Genomic DNA, 18,642 nt, shown 5'->3' on the forward strand with positions numbered 1-18,642 from the left:
TAACTTACTTGAAAAAGATATCGTAAGACAATTTGACGATCAGCAACACCAGCAGCACGAGGAAGAGGATGCGCACGAAGGCGGCGCCGCGCCGCACGGCGATCCAGGTGCCGGTCAGGGCGCCCAGGATATTGCACACTGCCATCGGTGCGGCCACCGCATACACGACGTGGCCGGCGGGAATGAAAAAAGCCAGGGCAGCGACGTTGGTGGCGATATTGACCAGTTTCGAGCAGGCCGAGGCAAGGATGAAGTCGAAGCCGAAGACGCGGATAAAGAGGAAGATCAAAAAGCTGCCCGTACCCGGCCCGAACAGGCCATCATAAAAGCCGATGGCGCCGCCGATGACGATGGCGAGGATGCGTTCGCGCCCACCGATGGGGCGCGCTACGCGCGTGGTGCCGAAATCCTTCTTGATGAAGGTGTAAATGGCCATGATGATGATTAACACCAGCACCATGGGGCGCACCACCTGCTGCGGCACATAGGACACGGCAGCGGCGCCGATGAAGGACATGATGAAGGCGCTGGCCACGGCCGGCAGCACCAGCAGCCAGGGAATATGCACCTTGCCGACAAACGCGCGGGCGGCAAACGTGGTGCCGCAGGCCGACGCCAGTTTATTCGTGCCCAGCAAGGAGGTCGAGGCCATGTTCGGCATCAGGTTGAACAAGGCTGGCAGCTGTATCAGCCCGCCCCCGCCCACAGCGGCATCGATCAGGCCGGCAAAGAAGGCAAATAAACACAGCAGCGAGATGGTCAGCATGATAAGCAATGAGAAATGAGCAACAGCGGCAGTATAGGCGCCTTGGGCTTTTCCAGATGCAACTTCAAATTGCGGAAAACGCAATCATCCGTAACGCTTGACGGAATGCACCGCGTGCGCTCTACTGGCCTCTTTTGCCGGGAGTCATGCAATGTCGATGAAACTGATGTGGGAGATACGCGCCTTTTGCAGCGTGGTCGAAAAGCGCAGCTTCATCCATGCGGCACGCATGCTGGGACGCTCGCCGTCGGCCGTCACGCGCGCCATCCAGTTCCTCGAAGACGCCATCGGCGCCGAGCTGATCGTGCGCACGCAAAAGCAGTTCACGCTGACGACGGCTGGCGAAACCTATTACGCGTCAGCCAGGCACTTGCTGGAAACGCAGGCCGAGGCGGAAGACCAGCTCGCTGAACTGAGTAATTCGCCACAAGGCTGGGTGCGCCTGTCAGCGCCGGAAATTTTGTCCTTGGGCTTCTTGCCCAAAGTGGTGGCGCAATTTTCACGCGACTACCCGAATGTGTCGGTGGACATCCATTTCTCGGACAAATCGATCGACCCGATCCAGGAAAAGCTGGACTTTGCCATCCGCGGCGCCTTCCCACAGTCCAGTGAGCTGATCGGCTACCCGCTGTGGAATTACCGCCGCTATATGTACGCTTCGCCCGACTATCTACAACGCATGGGCGCGCCCGACGAACCGGAAGAGCTGGCCGGCCACGACATCATCATGCACTCGGCTCCGCGCATCCTGCGCGACTGGCATTTCGTCTCTGCGACGCGCAACGTGCGCTACCAGGTACAACCGCGCTTCCGCTTTACTTCCGGCATCGCCACTTTCCAGGCGGCCCTGGAAGGCGCCGGCATCGTGCGCCTGGCCAGCTGGCTGGCGGAACCGGCGGTCGCCAGCGGCAGCTTGCGCCGGGTCTGCACGGCGTACCGGTTGACGTCGTCCAAGGAGCTCGACCCCAGCATCCACGCCGTGTACGGCAGCTCGCGCATGGCCAAGGGGGCGCGGCTGTTTTTGGAATATGTGCGCCAGCAAGGGCTCAAAATAGCGGATGAACGCGTCCTGTAGCGTCTATTGCGTCTATTGCGCGACGATGGTGTCACCATACACGGCAAACTGCACGCCATCGACGCCAAGGCCAGCTACCATCGGACTGCCCGTCATAGCGCAGCGCTAACGTCCATGCCAATAGCGCGGCCGCCAGTGCCGATACAGCGTCACGTCGATACCCTCGCCAAACGCCAGCACCACAGCCCCCGTCACATCGGTGCGCAGGCGCGTGATGCCCATGTCGCCATAGCGCGCATACACCTGCGCTTTCGGATGTTTATAGCGATTGCGGTGCCCGACCTGGAAAATCGCCAAGCCCGGATGGACGGCGTTCAAGAACGCTGGCGTGGAAGACGTTCCGCTGCCATGGTGCGGCGCCAGCAGCACGTCGGCCGCCAGCTCACCCTGCGCCGAGCGCGCCAGCAATTGCGCTTCTTGCGCCGCTTCGATGTCGCCGGCCAGCAAAATTGCATGCTTGCCTGCCGTGATTTTCAGCGTGCAGCTGCGGGCGTTCGGTTTCAATGAAATGTCCGTGTGACTGGCAAGCAGTGGATGCAACATGGCGAAGTGCACGCCTTCCCAGGTCCAGCTCTGGCCTGCCATGCAGTGCAGATAGGGCCGCTGCGATTCGCGCCGCACCTCGATGGCCGGGTGGCCATCGAACAGCGACGAGGCCAGCCAGCCCACGTCTATGTTTTCCAGCAAAGAGACGGCACCGCCCGCGTGATCGAGGTCACTGTGGGAAATGATGACGCCATCGAGCTTGGCAATGCCACGCGCGCGCAAGTAAGGCACGATGACGCGGCTGGCGCCGTCGGAATCGAGGCTGTAGGCGGGCCCCGTGTCGTACAGCAGACGATGGCCATGCGTTTCCACCAGGACGGCCATGCCTTGCCCCACGTCAAAGGCCGTAATCCACATCTGGCCTGGCGGCGGACTCGACGGCAAGGCCGTCAGCAGCGGCAGCCAGCCCAGCATACCGGCCCAGCGCTGCGGCCATCCGCGTGGCGCCAGCAGCCATGCCGTGCCAAACAAGGCCCAGCAAAAACTCCACAGAGGCGGCGCGGGCGCCGTCCACACGGCAAAGCGGCGCGCACCCAGCCATTCCAGCACCTGCGCCAACATTTGCACGATGGCGTGCGCCAGTAGCAGCAACGCATCGGACAAGGGTGCGGGCAACAGGCTGCCGGCCAGCGACAAAGGCGTAACCAGCAGGCTGATGACGGGAATGGCCAGCGCATTGGCCACCGGGCTGACCAGCGATACTTGCGAGAACAGCAGCATCGTCAACGGCACCAGTCCCACCGTTACCACATACTGCGTGTGTGCGCCCAGCGCCACAGCGGCGCGCAAGCGGCGCCAGCGACTGGCGCTCTCGGGCAAAGGCGCCGTGATACGCCCTGCCGTCGCATACAGGATGGTGGCGACGGCGCCGAACGACAGCCAGAAACCGGGCCACAGCACGGCCCACGGATCGAGCAGCAGCACCACGCCCAGCGCCAGGCAGAGCACGTGGCCTATGCTGGTGATGCGTTCCAGCCACAAGGCCAGCGCCACCACCAGCAACATATACAAGGTGCGCTGCGCGGGCACGCCAAAGCCGGCCAGCAGCACATACACCAAGGCTGCCAGCGCACCGGCCAGGGCCGCCACCTTTTGCGCCGGCAGCAGCAAGGGCAGTTGCCTGTGCGTGAAAAATGAGCGGCGCCACAGCACCCCCGCTCCGAGCGCGAAGAGGCCCGCGATCATGGTGATGTGCAGACCGGAGATGGAAATCAAATGGCTCACGCCCGTGCGGTTGAACACTTGCCAGTCCGACTGCCCGATGGCGCGCTGGTCACCCACCACCAGCGCCACGATCACACCCGCGTACTGCTTGCCTTCCAGGCTGCGCAATATGCGCGCGCGCAACGCCGCGCGGCTCGCTTCCACTACATTGCCGAAGCCGGGCACGAAAGCGGCCAGGCGCAGATTCGACATATTGGCGCTTGGCTGCGGGCGCACATAGCCGGTGGCGCGCACGCCCTGTTCCAGCAGCCACGCCTCATAGTCGAATCCCATCGGATTGGCATTGCCGTGCGGACGCTGCAGACGCACCGTCAAGCGCCAGCGCTCGCCCGGCTGCACGTCGCCCACCTCGTGCGTCACTGCATCGCGAAAGCCCGCGTACCAGGACAGGACAATCAAGGGTGGCACCTTCGCCCCCAGCGCTTTTTCCACGGCAAAATTGAAGCGCACGCCCTGCTCGAAACGGTATGGCAGGCTGGCCACCGTGCCAGTGACGCTGATGTCGCGCCCTTCATCGGCCAGCGCCAGCTGCGGCGCCAGCGCGGCCTGGGCAAGCCACGCAGCCCAGTAAAAACCGAGTCCCACCCCAGCGGCAAAGCCAACGATGCAGCGCCAGCGCACGTGACGGTGCAGCAACAGACCGGCTGGCAAGCCCAGGCCCGCGATCAGCAATAGCAGCAGGCCTGCATGCGGCGGCAATCCGGCCTGCATCTGCAGCCCGGTGGCGCCGGCGGCAAAGCCGAGTATCAGGATGCGCATGGGAAGGCGGGGGCTAGGTAAAGGTAAGGGCAAGATGAAATCGGGGCAAGATCGCGGCAAAATTGCGGCAAGATCGTCAGCCGCTGCGTCAGGGGCTCAGGTACTGTGATCGCTTTCCATGCTGTGCCGTCTGATCTGGCGCAATGGTGGGTAGACAAAGCCGTTCGTGCGTGCAATGCGCCGCGACTTTAGTAAGCATCCTGTCCCCGCTGCCCCTATCGACAGGAGCGCAGCCGAAGGCGCTACGCCGCACGCTGACGGAAAAGATGGCGACCAAGGCCGGGCAATACCGACAGCAGCCATCAACGGTATAATCGGCCTCGCTTACTTCAACACCCAGGCACGACATGACTTCCTCCGCACTCCCCCCCGTTACTTCCACCGATATTTCCGACAGCAGCGAAGACAATAACGACGCTACCCTGGTCGCGGAACTGGGGGAGCTGGCCGAGCATATCCGCTTGGTCAAGATGGAAGGGCGCGTCTTCGTGCGCTTTTCCGGCACGGTCAAGGCCGGGCATCTGCTGGTGCCGTATGCGCTGGTGCCAGCGCAGGGCGTGCTGGCACGGCCGGCCAAGTGGCGCAAGATGGAACGCGAGGCCAAGCTGGCACTGGTGCGCGAACGGGCCAGCGCGGCCGTCTTCGAGGAGCTGCGCCAGCATGTGATGGATTTCGTCGCCGATATCGCTGGCCTGAGCGAGGATGTGGACACGGACCCGATGCTCTTCCTGCACACCTTGGCCGACATGCAGACGTCGGAGCCGGCGGGCATGATCTTCGACCGCATCCGCCAGCGCTTCAACCACGCCATCGAGCGCCAGCAAGAAGAGCAGCACGCGGCGCGCACGCGCCAGAGCATCAACCTGGCCGAGTATCCGGCCTCGTTCGAGATGGCGCGCCGCCTGCCGCGCCGCTTCATCGCCCTGCTGGGGCCAACCAATTCCGGCAAGACGCACCGCGCCATAGAAGCGCTGGTCAAGGCCAAGAGCGGTATTTACCTGGCGCCCCTGCGCCTGCTAGCGCTGGAAAACTACGAACGCTTGCAAGAAGCAGCGCCGCACGGCAAACCGCTGGCGGTGAACTTGATCACGGGCGAGGAACGCCGCGTCGTCGACGGTGCCACCCATGTGGCCAGCACGGTGGAAATGCTGGACACGAAAACCGTCGTCGAAGTGGCCGTCATCGATGAAATCCAGATGCTGGGCGACCCGGACCGGGGCGCCGCATGGACGGCGGCCGTCTGCGGCGCGCCGGCCCACACAGTGTACCTGGTGGGTGCGCCCGAAGCGCGGCGCGCCATCGAGGCGCTGGCCGAGCGCCTCGACTGCCCGCTGGAAGTGCATGTATTAAAGCGCATGGCGCCCCTGTCGATGGAGCCGACCGCCGTGCGCAAAGTGCGCAACCTGCGCCGCGGCGACGCCGTCATCGCCTTTTCGCGCCGCGAAGTGCTGATGTGGCGCGACATGATCACGGAAACGGGCCTGTCGGTGGCCACCGTCTACGGCAACCTGTCGCCCGAAGTGCGACGCGCTCAGGCGCAGCGCTTCCGCGACGGCACGGCCGATGTCGTCGTCGGCACGGATGCGCTGGCGATGGGCCTGAACATGCCCATTGCGCGCATCGTCATGACCACCTGCGTCAAGTACAACGGCCGCGAAGAAGAAGAGATTTCGGCGGCGCTGGCGCGCCAGATCGCCGGACGCGCTGGCCGCTACGGCGTCCACGAAGAAGGGCTGGTAGCGGGCTACGACAACGAGACGCATGAAGTGATGCGCGCCCTGCTGAAGGAAAAGCTGCATCCGCTCAATACCAGCGGCTTCGCCGTGGCCCCTTCGCTCGAACATTTGCACCGCATTTCATCGGTAACGGGCGAGCTATCGCTGTCAAAACTGCTGCGCCGCTTCATCCACAATATCGACGTGCCGGACGGTTTCTTCTTCCCCCGCATCACGGAAGAGCAGAAAGAGCGCGCCGTCTGGCTCGACACCCTGCCACTGTCCGTAGCCGACAAGTTCGCCCTGTCGCTGGTGCCGATATCGAGCAAGGTGCCCTCCTTGCAAGCCGCGTGGGAGCACTGGGCGAAGAATCTGTCGCAGGGCAAGGCCAGCACACTGCGCCAGCATGCATATGGCGGTGGCACGCAGAATCTGCAGCAGGTGGAAGACACCTGCCGCTACTACTCGGCGTATGCGTGGCTCAGTTACCGCCTGCCGGAATTTTTCCCCGATATCGCCGTGGCGCAAAACCTGTCGCGCGATGCCTCCGAACGCGTCGACTCCATCCTGCGCGCGCACAATGCGGCATCGCGCGGACGCGCGGGCAAAAAGTTCAAATAAGCTGTGATTTTCCGAAATAGATGCGACGCAAGGTGCGCCCGTGTAAGGCGGCGCCCAAGCCATTTTGCTAATAGCTGCGACGATTTTCCGCTCAATAGCTGCGACTGACCCACAGGCATATCGAAATAGCTGCGAGTCACTTCTTGCCTGACCTGACGGCTAAGGTAACGGCGCAGCAGAGTCAAGGATCGGGACCGGCTGCTTGCGCCCCATTGCGGACAGTCGGCCCAGTGCGATAGACAGGGTTTATTCGCTCGTATGGAACTGCATCATTTCGTGTATCTCAGACCGATCCATCGTCAAGTCGACCTTGAACGGCGTATTGTCGGAGCTGCATATCACCAGCGAACAGTCATTCCGCCCGTTCAATCGGATTCCAGCAAGAACCTTGACGACGTTGGCGCTCGACTTTGGAGCCGACCCTAGCGTTGATACGCACTGCACGCAATGAGGTCCCGATCCAAGTAAACCAGAACTGTCCTTGGCTGGCTCCAGCCATTCCTCACGCCACAACATTTTGCTATGGGCTACGGTAAAGGGCAGGCTCAGCTCGGTCCACATCAACGGGTACTCTAACGACACATGGTGCCGGCAGATAGGGAACACCTCGAACCATTTCCCTACTGACTCCTCCTCTACAGCGAAAGCAATAACTTCCTCGTTGTCGAGTCGAAGCGCCGCGAAACTGTACTCCGAGTGAAATGCGTGGACAGTGCGGCCCTCAAGCTTGGGCAGGCTGTCATAGCAACTCACTATGCTTGAGTACATGGTCTGTTCGTTTGGCATGATTGTATTTCTTGCTCTTTCAGTCGTGACCGTCCGCTCCTGGCCGAAAGCGGAAGTTCGTCGCCGCAGTGTAACTCAGCAAGAAGCGGTGGACTTCGCTACTTTACGCCCGTAGTCGCAGCAATTTCCAACACGTCGCAGTTACTGCGGAAAGTCGCATAAGCATCCACTGATTTCCAGAGGCCAGCCCTGGTCCGTGATGCGATGGCCGGCCGATTGCAGGACGATGCGCCGACCTCGCTCTGCGCGAGGCCGGGCAATAGGCATTACGGTTTGGTCGCCTCATAGTGCAGTTTCAGCACCAGCCCATTATGGTCGTCGGCCATGTAGATATCGCCATCCTGGCCCAGCTTCACGTCGACGGGCGCGCCCCTGCCCTGCTTGCCCTTGCGTTCCCAGTTGCCGATCAACTCGACAGACTTGCCCAGCGGCGCACCGGCCTTGTCGGGCAGCAGCGCCACCAGGCGATGGCCGTTGCTGCGGTAGCCGTGGTAGCCGATGATCAAGCTATTTTTGTATAACTCCGGGTAGCGGCTGGCCGTGTAGAAGGTCATGCCCAGCGGCGCGGCGTGAGCCGGCAGCAGGCGCTGCGGAGCGACGTACTCGGTGGCGCAAGCCGTCTTCGGATACTCCGGGCTGGCGACATTGTCGTCGTAGCAGTACGGCCAGCCGTAATGCCGGTCGGCCTTGATCAAATTGAGCTCTTCGTGCGGCAAGTTTTCATCGCTTTTCAGCTGCGGCATGGCGACTTGGATGGCGTCGCGCGCGTTTTCCGCCTGCCACAGTTCGCCCGTGGCCGGATGAAAGGCCAGCGCCATCGAATTACGCAAGCCGCGCGCATGCGTGCGCCAGCTCGTCACCGTACCGTCCGGCCAGGCCATCTTGTATTCGCGGATGGCGCCCAGCGCTTGCGGGCCTTCCGCAGCAGCGCAGGGCTTGGACGGATCGGGCGCCTGGCCATCGTTCTCGCAATGATCGGTGCTCGAACCCACGTTGACATACAGGTCGCCCGTGGGGCCAAAGCGCATCGTCGTCAGCAGGTGCAAGCCCAGTCCCGGCAGGCGCGGCGTCTTGGCCGTGCCGCCGATCACATCGTTGACGGTGCGGGCGGGGTCGCGCAAATCGAAGCGGAAGATACGCCCCACCTCGCCCACATAAACCATGCCGTCCGGCCCTTGCACGATGCCGTTCGGGCGATCAAGCTTGTCGAGCAGCAGCTTGCGTGCGTAGCCGGGGCCTGCCGCCTTGCGCTGCAATAGCCACAATTTACCCAGCTTCGGCGCCCATCCCGCCATGTCCGTGACGAGGATGTCGCCATTCGTCAGCGGCAGCACGCCACGCGGAAACTTCAAACCGTCGGCCAGCACGGCCACGCAAAAGCCGGCCGGCGTGGCGACGTCGAGGCGCGGCATGCCGTCACACTGGGCATTGACGACTGCCATGGCGGGAGTGGTGGCGCTGACCAGGCAGGCCGCCAAGGTGCTGGTGAATTTTTTCAGATGCATGGTCTTATTCCATCAACGGTAGTCGGGGCAGTACGGCGCGCGCGTTGGCGCAGGTCGCAGCGGCCACTTGCGCCATATCCAGGCCGCGCAGTTCGGCCAACATGGCGCCGATACGCGGCAATTGTTCGGGACTGTTGCGCCCAGGGTGTAACCAAGCCGGGGAAATATCGGGCGCGTCCGTCTCCAGCACAATGGACGCCAAAGGTAGTTCGGCTGCCATGCGGCGTATCTGCAGCGCGCGGGTAAAGGTCATGGCGCCGCCAAAACCAAGCTTGAAACCGAGGTCGATATAGCCTTGCGCCTGCTGAAAGCTGCCGTTGAACGCATGCGCGATGCCGCCGTTCGGACGGATCTGGCGCGCATGCTTGAGGACGATGTCCTGCGAGCGGCGCACATGCGTCAGCACGGGCAAGTCGAAGTCGCGGGCGATCTTTAGCTGTTCGCGCAAAAAATGCTCCTGCTTGGCGCGCATCGCCGGTTCGCACAGCATGGGGATAAAGAAATCGAGGCCGATCTCGCCGATGGCCACAAAGCGCGGGTCGGTCATGGCCTGCGCCACGGCCTCGCGCAGGGCGATCAAATCGTCCTCGGTGGCCTGCGGCACGTAGATCGGGTGTATGCCCAGCGCATAGCAGGCGTTCGGCACCGTTGCCGCCAGATCGCGCACGATGGCGAAATTGGCCCGTTCGACGGCGGGAATGACGATCATCGCCACCCCATCAACACTGGCGCGCGCGGCCACTTGCAGCGACTCGCTGCCAAATTCATGCGCGTCGAGGTGGCAATGCGTGTCGATCCACAGCATGGCGGCTCCTTGGTATTGTTCAGTATTGATACGGCTGCAGCCCTTCGTCCGTCAGGCGCAGCACGCGGTCGCAGCGCTTGGCCAGTTCGATATCGTGCGTGACGATGACGAAGGCCGTGCCCAGAGTACGCGACAATTCCAGCATCAGGTCGAAAATCTGTTCTGCCGTGGCATGGTCGAGGTTGCCAGTCGGCTCATCGGCCAGCACGCAGGCCGGTTGCGTGACGAGGGCGCGCGCCAACGCCACGCGCTGGCGCTCGCCGCCCGACAATTCACCGGGCGTGTGCGTGACGCGCTTGGACAGGTTCACGCGCGTGAGAATCTGCTGCGCCAGTTCGGTGGCCTGCGCGCGCTTCATGCGCCGTATCATCAGGGGCATGGCGACATTGTCCAGCGCGGAAAACTCGGGCAGCAGATGGTGGAACTGGTAAACGAAGCCCAGCGAGGCGTTGCGCAAGTCGCCGCGCGCCTTTTCACTGAGGGTAGCGAAATCCTTGCCCAACAAGCTCACCTTGCCGCTGGTGGGCGTATCGAGCCCGCCCAGCAGGTGCAGCAGCGTCGACTTGCCGGAACCGGAAGCGCCGACGATGGCGACCCGCTCGCCCCGATGGATGTCGATGTCGATGCCGGCCAGGACCTGCACCTTGTAGCTGCCTTGCGTAAAAGTCTTGCCCAGGCCGCGGCAGGACAGGACGGCAGAAGCAGCGGCAGCGCCGTTGGAAACAGGTTTGTTCAAGTCGGTCATGGTAGTAGTCAGTGGTTTATTCATAGCGCAGGGCTTGCGCAGGTTTCACGCGGGCAGCCCACCAGCTTGGGTACAGGGTTGCCAAAAAGGCCAGGATCACGGCCAGCACGCCAATCTTGGTGACGTCGGGCCAGCGCAAGTCGGACGGTACGGTGCTGATGAAGTAAATGTCCTTGGAGAGGAACTGCACGCCCAGCAAATGCTCGATGAAGGGCACGATGACGTCGATGTTCACCGCCACCAGCACGCCGCCGCCCACACCCAGCAGCGTGCCCAGGATGCCCACCAGCGCACCCTGGATCATGAAAATTTTCATGATCGAGCCGGGAGACGCGCCCAAGGTGCGCAGGATCGCAATATCGGCCTGCTTGTCCGTCACCGTCATCACCAGGGTCGACACCAGGTTGAAGGCGGCTACGGCGATGATCAGAGTCAGGATGATGAACATCATGCGCTTTTCCGTCTGCACGGCGGCGAACCAGTTGGCGTTCAGTTTTGACCAGTCGCGCAGCCGCAGATCGCCCGGCATGGTTTTTTTCAGCTGCGCCGCCACTTGCGGCGCCTGGTTCATGTCCGCCAGGCGCAAGCGCAGGCCGGATGGGCCATCGAGGCGCAGCAAGCGCTGGCCGTCTTCGATATTGATGAAGGCCAAACCGGCGTCGAATTCATTGTGGCCCGCCTGGAAGATGCCGCTGACGGTGAAGCTGCGCATGCGAGGCAGCACGCCGGCCGGCGTGACCTGGCCCTGCGCCAGCATCAGGGTGACTTTTTCACCGAGGTTGACGCGCAGGGCGCGCGCCAATTCGATGCCCAGCACGATATTGAAGGTGCCCGGCTGCAGCGCCTTGAAGCTGCCCATGCGCGTCTGGCCGGCCACATCGGAAACGTTCGGCTCTTCCTCGGGCAGCACGCCGCGCACGATGGCGGGACGCAGCGCATCGTCGCGCAGCAGCATGCCCTGCGTTTCCACGAATGGCGCGGCGCCTTTCACGGCCGGATTTTTAAAGGCCTGCGCCGCCTCGGCGCGCCAGTCCGGCATGCTGCCGCTGTTGTCGAATACTTCCACGTGGGCCAGCACGGACAGCATGCGGTCCGTCACTTCCTTCTGGAAGCCGTTCATCACGGACAGCACGACGATCAACGCCGCCACGCCCAGGCCAATGCCGGCCATGGAAATGAGGGAAATGAAGGAGATAAAACTGTTGCGGCCACTGCGCTTGCCGGCCCGCGTGTAGCGCAGGCCGACCAGCCATTCGAAAGGAATATTTTTTAACATGCTTGTGATGTGATTGATTCTTGTGTAAGCGACATGCCACCGTGCTGACCCAACGGCGAAGTGCCGGGGTCGGACCCTGAGGGTCCGACCCCAGATTCTGCCTTGGGGGTAATTTTCTTACTCATAGCGCAGCGCCTCGGCCGGCTTGACGCGCGCGGCGCGCCAACTCGGGTAAATGGTCGCCACCAGCGCCAGGCCAAAGGCAATCAGGCCGATCTGCGCCACGTCCAGCCAATGCACGTCGGATGGCACGGCGCTGATCTGGTAGATTTCCTTGGAGATGAAATGCAGGCCGAAAATGCCTTCGATGAAGGGCACGATGACGCCCACGTTGAGCGCCAGCAGCACGCCGCCGATGACGCCCAAGGCACTCCCCAGCAAGCCCACCAGTGCGCCCTGGATCATGAAGATCTTCATGATGGAGAACGGCGAGGCGCCAAGGGTGCGCAAAATGGCGATGTCGGCCTGTTTGTCGGTGACCGACATCACCAGTGTCGATACCAGGTTGAACGCGGCCACGGCGATGATCATGCTCAAGATGATGAACATCATGTTCTTCTGGCTTTGCACCAGCGCATACCAGCTGGCACTGGCGCGCGACCAGTCGCGCATCCACAGCTGCCCCGGCATCGACGCTTTCAGTTCGCGCGCCACCTGCGGCGCCTGGTTCATGTCATGCAGGCGCAAACGCAGGCCGGACGGACCATCGAGCTGCAGCAACTGCTGCGCGTCCTGCATGTTCACAAACGCCAGACCGGCGTCAAGCTCATTGTGACCTGCCTCAAAGATGCCGGCCACCTTCAGCGCGCGCATGCGCGGCATGGCGATGCCATTGGCCGCCTCGCCCGCCCTCGGTTCGCGCTCCAGCATCAGGGTGACGTTTTGCCCCACTTTGACGTCGAGCGCCTTGGCCAGATCGATGCCCAGCACGATGTTGTACGAACCTGGCGTCAAGTCCTTGAAACTGCCCTCTTTCATCTGGGAGGCCACGCTGGAAACGCTGCCTTCCTGCTGCGGCAGCACGCCGCGCACGATGGACGGGCGCATGGTTTCATCATTGAGCAGCATACCCTGGGTTTCCACGAAGGGCGACACGGCTTTCACTTGCAGGTTGGCGTAGGCGGCGCGCTCCTGCGCTTGCCAGTCGGGCATGGAGCCGCTGGTATCGAACACCTCGACATGGGCCAGCACTGACATCAAACGGTCAGTCACTTCCTTTTGAAAGCCGTTCATCACGGAGAGCACGACGATCAGGGCGGCCACGCCCAGGCCGATGCCGGCCACGGAAATGAGGGAAATGAAGGAAATGAAGCTGTTGCGGCCACTGCGTTTCCCGGCGCGCGTATAGCGCACGCCGACCTGCCACTCAAAAGGAAATTGTTTGATGATGCTCATTGATGCTCATGCGCTCCCGCGACAAGGTAATATGCGAGCGCGCAGTTTGCCACACAATGGCCATTTCATGCATGAAACTGCATGTGAAACAGCGCACGCTGGCACCAAATCTGGCGCCAGCGCCCTATTGTGCCAGCCCAAACACCTGCAGTAGCTGCCCCGCCAGCGCATATTGCCGCATCTGCGCCAGGGTCAAACGATGCAACTGGTCGATGCGCCGCTGCTGTATCGTGAAGTAGCTGTCGCGCGTCTGGATGATCTGCTGCAGGTTGCGCCGCCCCGCCTCGTACTGGATACTACCGCCGCGCACGACAAAGGCCATCTTCTTTTCCTGCTCGTCGAGTAGAGCCAAGGTGCGCTGCGCATTGGCGATACGCGGCAGCATGCTGGCCAGATCGGCGCGCATGCCCTGCTCGGCGCGCGCCACATCTGCCTTGGCCGCCTGGGCCCGGCTGACGCTCTCGTCGCGCTGCGCCAGGCTGCCGCCGCCGAGCGGAAACTCCCAGCTCACGCCCACCGACCAGCCGCGCTGCTGTATCGTCGATGGCGGCGGCGTCGTCTTGTTATTGAGCAGATGGCTGACATCGAGGTCGATTTTCGGCGCCAGCGTGGCCGCCACGCTGCGCACGCGCAGTTGGGCCGCCGCCGCCCGCTCGCGCGCGGCACGCAACTGCGCCTGCTGCGCGTCGGCGTTTTCCAGGGCCTGCGCCGGCAGCGGCGCAAACGTGAAGTCGAGAAACTGCGCCACCGGCTCGAAGGCCAGCGCCTCAAGCTTGATCTGCGCGGCCAGACGGTCCGTCAACACGCCGTCGTGCACCAGTTCCGCGTCCAGCTGCGAGCTTTGCGCCAGTTCGCGGTCCACTTCCGACGATTTTCCCAGCTCCGCCTGGCGCGCTACCTGCTTCACCAACAGCGTCACGTGGCTTTGTTGCACAAATAAATTAAGGTTGTAATACCCCTTACCCCAGACGGAGTTAGGCCATTGCCACCGTCAACGGGGTGCCGAGCCGGGTGAAACGATTGAGGATGGCGGCGCGTACTTGCAGCTCAGCGACCTGGCGGTCGAAATCGCGTGCCATCACCCGTTCACCGAGCAACTTGAAGCATCGCATTTTGGTTTCCACTAGACTGCGTCGATGATAGCCGGTCCACTTCTTCCATATCCTACGACCAAGGCGCCGCATGGCAAGCAGTATGGTATTGCGCGCTTCGGTCCCCGGTCGATGGTCTTTCCAAGGCTTGCCGTTTTTGCGCGTAGGAATAATGGCGTGTGCGCCACGCAGGGCGATGGCGTCATGGCAGGCCTTGGTGTCGTAGGCACCATCGCCACTGACGCTTGCGATGGCTTCGTTCACGTTAATTTGGTCGAGCAAGCATGGCAGCATCGGCGCATCGCCGGTAGCATTGTCCGTCACCTCAATGGCGCGGATTCCCAGGGTCGTGGCATCAATGCCAAGGTGTACTTTACGCCACTGACGGCGGTAGTCGGCACCATGCTTCTTCGTTTTCCACTCACCTTCGCCCAACATCTTGATGCCGGTACTATCGACCAGTAAGTGTAATCCTGTCGTCGTCGCGTTCGCCGTAATCGTCACAGCAAGATGCTTTTGACGACGGCTGACGGTGCTGAAATCGGGAACTTCCCAATCCAATCCAGCCAGCTTTAACAGGCTTTGTGCCATGCCCGTCGCCTGTCGTAACGCCAGGTTGAACAGCCCCTTGATGGTGAGGCAGAATTGAATTGCTGCCTCACTGTACTTCGCACTGCGCCCACGCTTTCCGCTGGCACTACCGTGCCAGCACATGTCCTGGTCTACCCATATGAGCAGCGAGCCGCGCTGCTTTAGCGCTGCGTTGTAGGCTTTCCAGTTTGTCGTTCGGTACTTTTGCTTGGTCGGTGTGCTCATGCCGCCAGTTTACCGAAATCCTGCATCAACTGGGGAAGACGGCGATTTGTGCAACAAAGCCTTAAAAAATGATTGAATTCATATTATTTTGATGTTTTTTCGACACCCTCCTATTCGAGGAAGATGATCTAGCCCTACTCGGGCATGACCACAATCGCCTACAATCTCGGGATGAATCAACTTACCCTCGTCCTGCCCTGCGCCTTGCCCAATGCCGAACTGGCCGCCGACCTGCTCAAGGTCTTGCAGGCACCCGCCCTGGCGGCACTGCTGTCACGCACATCCACTTGCAATTTGGAAACTTTTGACAACGCCAAGCGCCTGCTGCCGCACGAGGCGTGGCTGGCGCACGCCTTGGGCCTGGCGCCCGCAGCCAATGGCGAGGCGGCGCAAGCGGCCTTTGCCGCGCAGGCCATGCGCGGCTACGGCCTCGTGCCGGAACCTGGGGCGCGCTACTTCCTGCTGCATCCAGCCCACCTGGCCATCGCCCGCAGCCATATCAGCCTGGAAGATTTGCGCCAACTCAGGCTGAGCGAAGCCGATGGCCGCGCCCTGTTCGACAGTGCTGCCCCGTATTTCGACGAAATCGGCCAGCCCCTGGCGTACGGCGATGCGGGCACCTGGTTCATGCGCGCCGATGCCTGGAGCGACTTGCAGTGCGCCTCGCCGGACGCCGCCACCACGCAAGACCTGTCCGTCTGGATGCCGGAAGGCGAGCACGCGCGCGCTGCGCGCCGTCTGCAAAACGAAGTGCAGATGCTGTGGCATGAACACCCTGTCAACGCGGCGCGCGAGGAGCGCGGCTTGAAAGCCATCAACTCCTTCTGGATCTGGGGCGCCAGCGTCGCCACGGCGCCCGCGGAGCTTTGCGCCGCCAAGCTGCATACGCAGGACGCGCCCGGCTGGCTGGCAGCGCTGGCGGAACCGGCCCGGCGCGATGCCAGTCCAAACAGTGTGCTGGCCGAGCATGCCGACGCCGTCGTCGTGCTGGGCGGACTGATCGAGGCGGCGCAGGCGCAGGAATGGGGCATGTGGCTGCAACAGTTGCAATCACTGGAAGCGGACTGGTTCACGCCCCTGCTGGCGGCCGTAAAAGACGGCCGGCTTGGGCAACTGCGCCTGGTGCTGAGCCACCGCGATGCCTGGCTAGCTTGCAGCACCAGCAAGAATGCGCAACGCAAATTCTGGCGCGCGATGACCCTGAACAAATTGAAAACAACATGACCCGTACCCGCATCGCCACCCGCCCCTGTCCTTACCGCGAATCCGAACTGCTGCGCCAGGGCGGCATCCACCCGGTGCTGGCCCGCCTGTACGCCTCGCGTGGCTTGTCTGACGCCGCGGAACTGTCGAGCGAACTGGCGGCCCTGATGCCGCCATCGGGCTTGCTGCACATAGGCGCGGCCGGGGCCTTCCTGGCCGACGCAATTGCCGCCAAGAAACGCATGGTCATCGTCGCCGACTACGATTGCGACGGCGCCACCGCCTGCGCCGTGGCCATTCGCGGCTTGCGCGCCATGGGCGCCGACGTCGATTTCATCGTGCCCAACCGTTTTGAATACGGCTACGGCCTGACGCCGGAAATCGTCGAACTGACCGCGCGCGAAAAGTCGCCCGACATCATCATCACCGTCGACAACGGCATTGCCAGCATCGACGGCGTGGCCGAAGCGAACCGGCGCGGCATCGAAGTGGTCGTTACCGACCACCATTTGCCGGCCGACACCCTGCCCGACGCGGCCGTCATCGTCAATCCCAACCAGCCCGCCTGCGGTTTCCCCAGCAAACACCTGGCAGGCGTGGGCGTGGTGTTTTACGTCTTGCTGGCCCTGCGCGCAGAAATGCGACGACGCGGGATTTTCGATGCGCAAACGCAACCCAAGCTCGACAATCTGCTCGACCTGGTGGCGCTGGGCACGGTGGCCGACGTGGTACGCCTCGATACGAACAACCGCATCCTCGTCGCGCAAGGCTTGAAACGCATGCGCAAGGGCAATATGCACGCGGGCGTGGCCGCCCTGTTCCGCGTGGCGGGCCGCGAAGCGCGCAGCGCCACGCCGTTCGACCTGGGTTTTGCCCTGGGCCCGCGCCTGAATGCGGCCGGGCGCTTGCAAGACATGTCGCTGGGCATCGAATGCCTGATCACGGACGACGAAGGGCGGGCTTGGGCGCTGGCGCAGCAATTGAACGACATTAACCTGAAGCGCCGCGAAATCGAGGCGGAAATGCAGGATACCGCCCTGCTGCACCTCGATGCTTTCGAACCGGCCAACAGCAGCACCATCAGCGTCTTCGACGCATCCTGGCACCAGGGCGTGATCGGCATCGTCGCCTCGCGCCTGAAGGAAAAATTCTACCGCCCGACGATCACGTTTGCACCGGGCGCGGACGGCTGGATCAAGGGCTCGGGCCGGTCGATTCCCGGTTTCCACTTGCGCGACGCGCTCGACCTGGTGTCGAAACGGGCACCGAGCCTGATCGACAAGTTCGGCGGCCACGCCATGGCGGCAGGCCTGACCATCCGCGCCGAGGCCTTCGACGCGTTTTCCCAGGCCTTCGAAGCCGTGGGCCAGGCCTGGCTCAGCTCGCAACAGCTGGAACGGGTAGTGGAAACGGACGGCCCGCTGGAAGACGCGTATTACACGACGGCCTTCATCGAACTGATGGATGGCCAAGTATGGGGCCAGGGCTTCGCCCCGCCCGTCTTCTGCGATGAATTTCGCGTCGTCAGCCAGCGCATATTGAAAGAGCGCCATTTGAAGCTGCTGCTGGAAAAAAACGGCGTGCGCTTCGACGCCATCTGGTTTGGCCGCACGGACGCCCTGGGCGAACGCACCAGGGTCGCCTTCCGCCTCGATGCGAATGAATACAATGGCACGACCAAAGTACAACTGATGGTGGAACACGCGGAACCTGTGTAGTGACACCTGACAGTACCTACTGCGCGTCGGTATAGGCCGCCTGCGATGCTTAGCGCACTAGAAGTACGGTTGCGCTTCTCGGCCACAAATCACTACCGCTCGCTACGGTTTGCTCAGGTGCCCTGAGATTAGTCGCCTTGTTGCCATGCTGGCGGCCTGCCGCGCAGCGCCGTAACCAGGCATGGCGTGCGAGGATTGATGCATGAAAACAATATATTCGGTAAATTCATGAAATTATCAGGAAAGACAAGCACCGTTATCTGGGAGAAACACTGTTTCGCATCAATATCCCTCTGATAACCTTGCTTTTAATACTTAATCAAGCTGGCATTATTGCATTCAATAATGGGAAAATCCGCAACATTAAATTGCCAAAATAAAACTATTGATTTAAAATAGTTAACACTTATTTGGCGAATTCGCTAGAATTAATAAGGCATCAGGGAGTGTAGCGATGCATGATTAATTCTGAGGGCAAACCCGTCGAAAGACGGGGACGCAAAGCCACCGGCCTACCGCGCGCAAGCGCTATGGCAGCGGGGCTACCAATGCAGGGCTGACACCGCCAGTGCGCGGCACCATGCCTCGATGCGTTG

General features: G+C 62.2%; 14 protein-coding genes and 1 riboswitch. Of the genes, 4 read left to right on the top strand and 10 right to left on the bottom strand.

Annotated features, from left to right (window positions below; genetic code table 11):
• Positions 1–4: 4 nt before the first annotated feature.
• On the bottom strand, positions 5–766 hold the full coding sequence (locus H4V96_RS12350; protein ID WP_010398896.1) for a TSUP family transporter: 762 nt from the start codon (positions 764–766) through the stop codon (positions 5–7).
• A gap of 151 nt (positions 767–917) precedes the next feature.
• Between H4V96_RS12350 and H4V96_RS12355 the strand changes: the two genes are divergently transcribed.
• Entirely contained in the window at positions 918–1,841 is a 924-nt protein-coding gene (locus H4V96_RS12355) for a LysR family transcriptional regulator (RefSeq protein WP_010398898.1), read from the top strand.
• 105 nt (positions 1,842–1,946) lie between these two features.
• On the opposite strand, the gene H4V96_RS12360 is transcribed toward H4V96_RS12355, so the two are convergent.
• Positions 1,947–4,370 carry a DNA internalization-related competence protein ComEC/Rec2 gene (locus H4V96_RS12360; protein ID WP_196857100.1) on the bottom strand — a complete coding sequence of 808 codons (2,424 nt, stop codon included), beginning with the start codon at positions 4,368–4,370 and terminating at the stop codon, positions 1,947–1,949.
• 347 nt (positions 4,371–4,717) lie between these two features.
• Between H4V96_RS12360 and H4V96_RS12365 the strand changes: the two genes are divergently transcribed.
• Positions 4,718–6,706, top strand: coding sequence for a helicase-related protein (locus tag H4V96_RS12365; protein WP_196857101.1), 1,989 nt, complete (start codon positions 4,718–4,720; stop codon positions 6,704–6,706).
• Between the two features lie 246 nt (positions 6,707–6,952).
• Here H4V96_RS12365 and H4V96_RS12370 read toward each other — a convergent pair whose 3' ends face one another.
• The 8 genes from H4V96_RS12370 to H4V96_RS12405 form a co-directional block, all read right to left on the bottom strand.
• On the bottom strand, positions 6,953–7,492 hold the full coding sequence (locus H4V96_RS12370; protein ID WP_196857102.1) for a hypothetical protein: 540 nt from the start codon (positions 7,490–7,492) through the stop codon (positions 6,953–6,955).
• 266 nt (positions 7,493–7,758) lie between these two features.
• Complete coding sequence (locus H4V96_RS12375; RefSeq protein ID WP_196857103.1) at positions 7,759–8,997, bottom strand: PQQ-dependent sugar dehydrogenase; 1,239 nt, start codon at positions 8,995–8,997, stop codon at positions 7,759–7,761.
• Between the two features lie 4 nt (positions 8,998–9,001).
• Positions 9,002–9,799 (bottom strand): TatD family hydrolase, encoded by a 798-nt coding sequence (locus H4V96_RS12380; RefSeq protein ID WP_196857105.1) that lies wholly within the window; start codon positions 9,797–9,799, stop codon positions 9,002–9,004.
• A 22-nt stretch (positions 9,800–9,821) separates the two neighbouring features.
• Positions 9,822–10,547: a lipoprotein-releasing ABC transporter ATP-binding protein LolD gene (gene lolD / locus H4V96_RS12385; RefSeq protein WP_010398907.1), complete on the bottom strand. Its 726-nt coding sequence runs from the start codon at positions 10,545–10,547 to the stop codon at positions 9,822–9,824.
• A 16-nt stretch (positions 10,548–10,563) separates the two neighbouring features.
• Positions 10,564–11,823 carry a lipoprotein-releasing ABC transporter permease subunit gene (locus H4V96_RS12390; protein WP_010398908.1) on the bottom strand — a complete coding sequence of 420 codons (1,260 nt, stop codon included), beginning with the start codon at positions 11,821–11,823 and terminating at the stop codon, positions 10,564–10,566.
• 117 nt (positions 11,824–11,940) lie between these two features.
• Entirely contained in the window at positions 11,941–13,218 is a 1,278-nt protein-coding gene (locus tag H4V96_RS12395; protein WP_196857104.1) for a lipoprotein-releasing ABC transporter permease subunit, read from the bottom strand.
• Positions 13,219–13,342: 124 nt separating this feature from the next.
• Entirely contained in the window at positions 13,343–14,137 is a 795-nt protein-coding gene (locus tag H4V96_RS12400; RefSeq protein ID WP_280720970.1) for a TolC family protein, read from the bottom strand.
• 55 nt (positions 14,138–14,192) lie between these two features.
• Complete coding sequence (locus H4V96_RS12405; protein ID WP_280720971.1) at positions 14,193–15,125, bottom strand: IS5 family transposase; 933 nt, start codon at positions 15,123–15,125, stop codon at positions 14,193–14,195.
• Positions 15,126–15,296: 171 nt separating this feature from the next.
• Here H4V96_RS12405 and H4V96_RS12410 point away from each other — a divergent pair, with 171 nt between their 5' ends.
• Together H4V96_RS12410 and recJ are read left to right on the top strand one after the other, a co-directional pair.
• Positions 15,297–16,349: a hypothetical protein gene (locus tag H4V96_RS12410; RefSeq protein WP_280720972.1), complete on the top strand. Its 1,053-nt coding sequence runs from the start codon at positions 15,297–15,299 to the stop codon at positions 16,347–16,349.
• Positions 16,346–18,046: a single-stranded-DNA-specific exonuclease RecJ gene (recJ, locus tag H4V96_RS12415; RefSeq protein ID WP_196856833.1), complete on the top strand. Its 1,701-nt coding sequence runs from the start codon at positions 16,346–16,348 to the stop codon at positions 18,044–18,046. Before H4V96_RS12410 ends, recJ begins: the two co-directional genes overlap by 4 nt.
• A 463-nt stretch (positions 18,047–18,509) precedes the next feature.
• A riboswitch (cyclic di-GMP riboswitch) is annotated at positions 18,510–18,596 on the top strand.
• Positions 18,597–18,642: the final 46 nt, after the last annotated feature.

It is taken from the genome of Janthinobacterium sp. CG_23.4, assembly GCF_029892305.1.
GTDB classification, from domain to species: domain Bacteria; phylum Pseudomonadota; class Gammaproteobacteria; order Burkholderiales; family Burkholderiaceae_D; genus Janthinobacterium; species Janthinobacterium lividum_D.

Bases quoted from the DNA above. Each gene is read 5' to 3' on its own strand.
- H4V96_RS12365 (WP_196857101.1), top strand. From the start codon at position 4,718: ATGACTTCCTCCGCACTCCCCCCCGTTACTTCCACCGATATTTCCGAC.
- H4V96_RS12405 (WP_280720971.1), bottom strand. From the start codon at position 15,125: ATGAGCACACCGACCAAGCAAAAGTACCGAACGACAAACTGGAAAGCC.
- H4V96_RS12410 (WP_280720972.1), top strand. From the start codon at position 15,297: ATGAATCAACTTACCCTCGTCCTGCCCTGCGCCTTGCCCAATGCCGAA.
- H4V96_RS12370 (WP_196857102.1), bottom strand. From the start codon at position 7,492: ATGCCAAACGAACAGACCATGTACTCAAGCATAGTGAGTTGCTATGAC.
- recJ (WP_196856833.1), top strand. From the start codon at position 16,346: ATGACCCGTACCCGCATCGCCACCCGCCCCTGTCCTTACCGCGAATCC.
- H4V96_RS12375 (WP_196857103.1), bottom strand. From the start codon at position 8,997: ATGCATCTGAAAAAATTCACCAGCACCTTGGCGGCCTGCCTGGTCAGC.
- H4V96_RS12395 (WP_196857104.1), bottom strand. From the start codon at position 13,218: ATGAGCATCATCAAACAATTTCCTTTTGAGTGGCAGGTCGGCGTGCGC.
- H4V96_RS12360 (WP_196857100.1), bottom strand. From the start codon at position 4,370: ATGCGCATCCTGATACTCGGCTTTGCCGCCGGCGCCACCGGGCTGCAG.
- lolD (WP_010398907.1), bottom strand. From the start codon at position 10,547: ATGACCGACTTGAACAAACCTGTTTCCAACGGCGCTGCCGCTGCTTCT.
- H4V96_RS12390 (WP_010398908.1), bottom strand. From the start codon at position 11,823: ATGTTAAAAAATATTCCTTTCGAATGGCTGGTCGGCCTGCGCTACACG.
- H4V96_RS12350 (WP_010398896.1), bottom strand. From the start codon at position 766: ATGCTGACCATCTCGCTGCTGTGTTTATTTGCCTTCTTTGCCGGCCTG.
- H4V96_RS12355 (WP_010398898.1), top strand. From the start codon at position 918: ATGTCGATGAAACTGATGTGGGAGATACGCGCCTTTTGCAGCGTGGTC.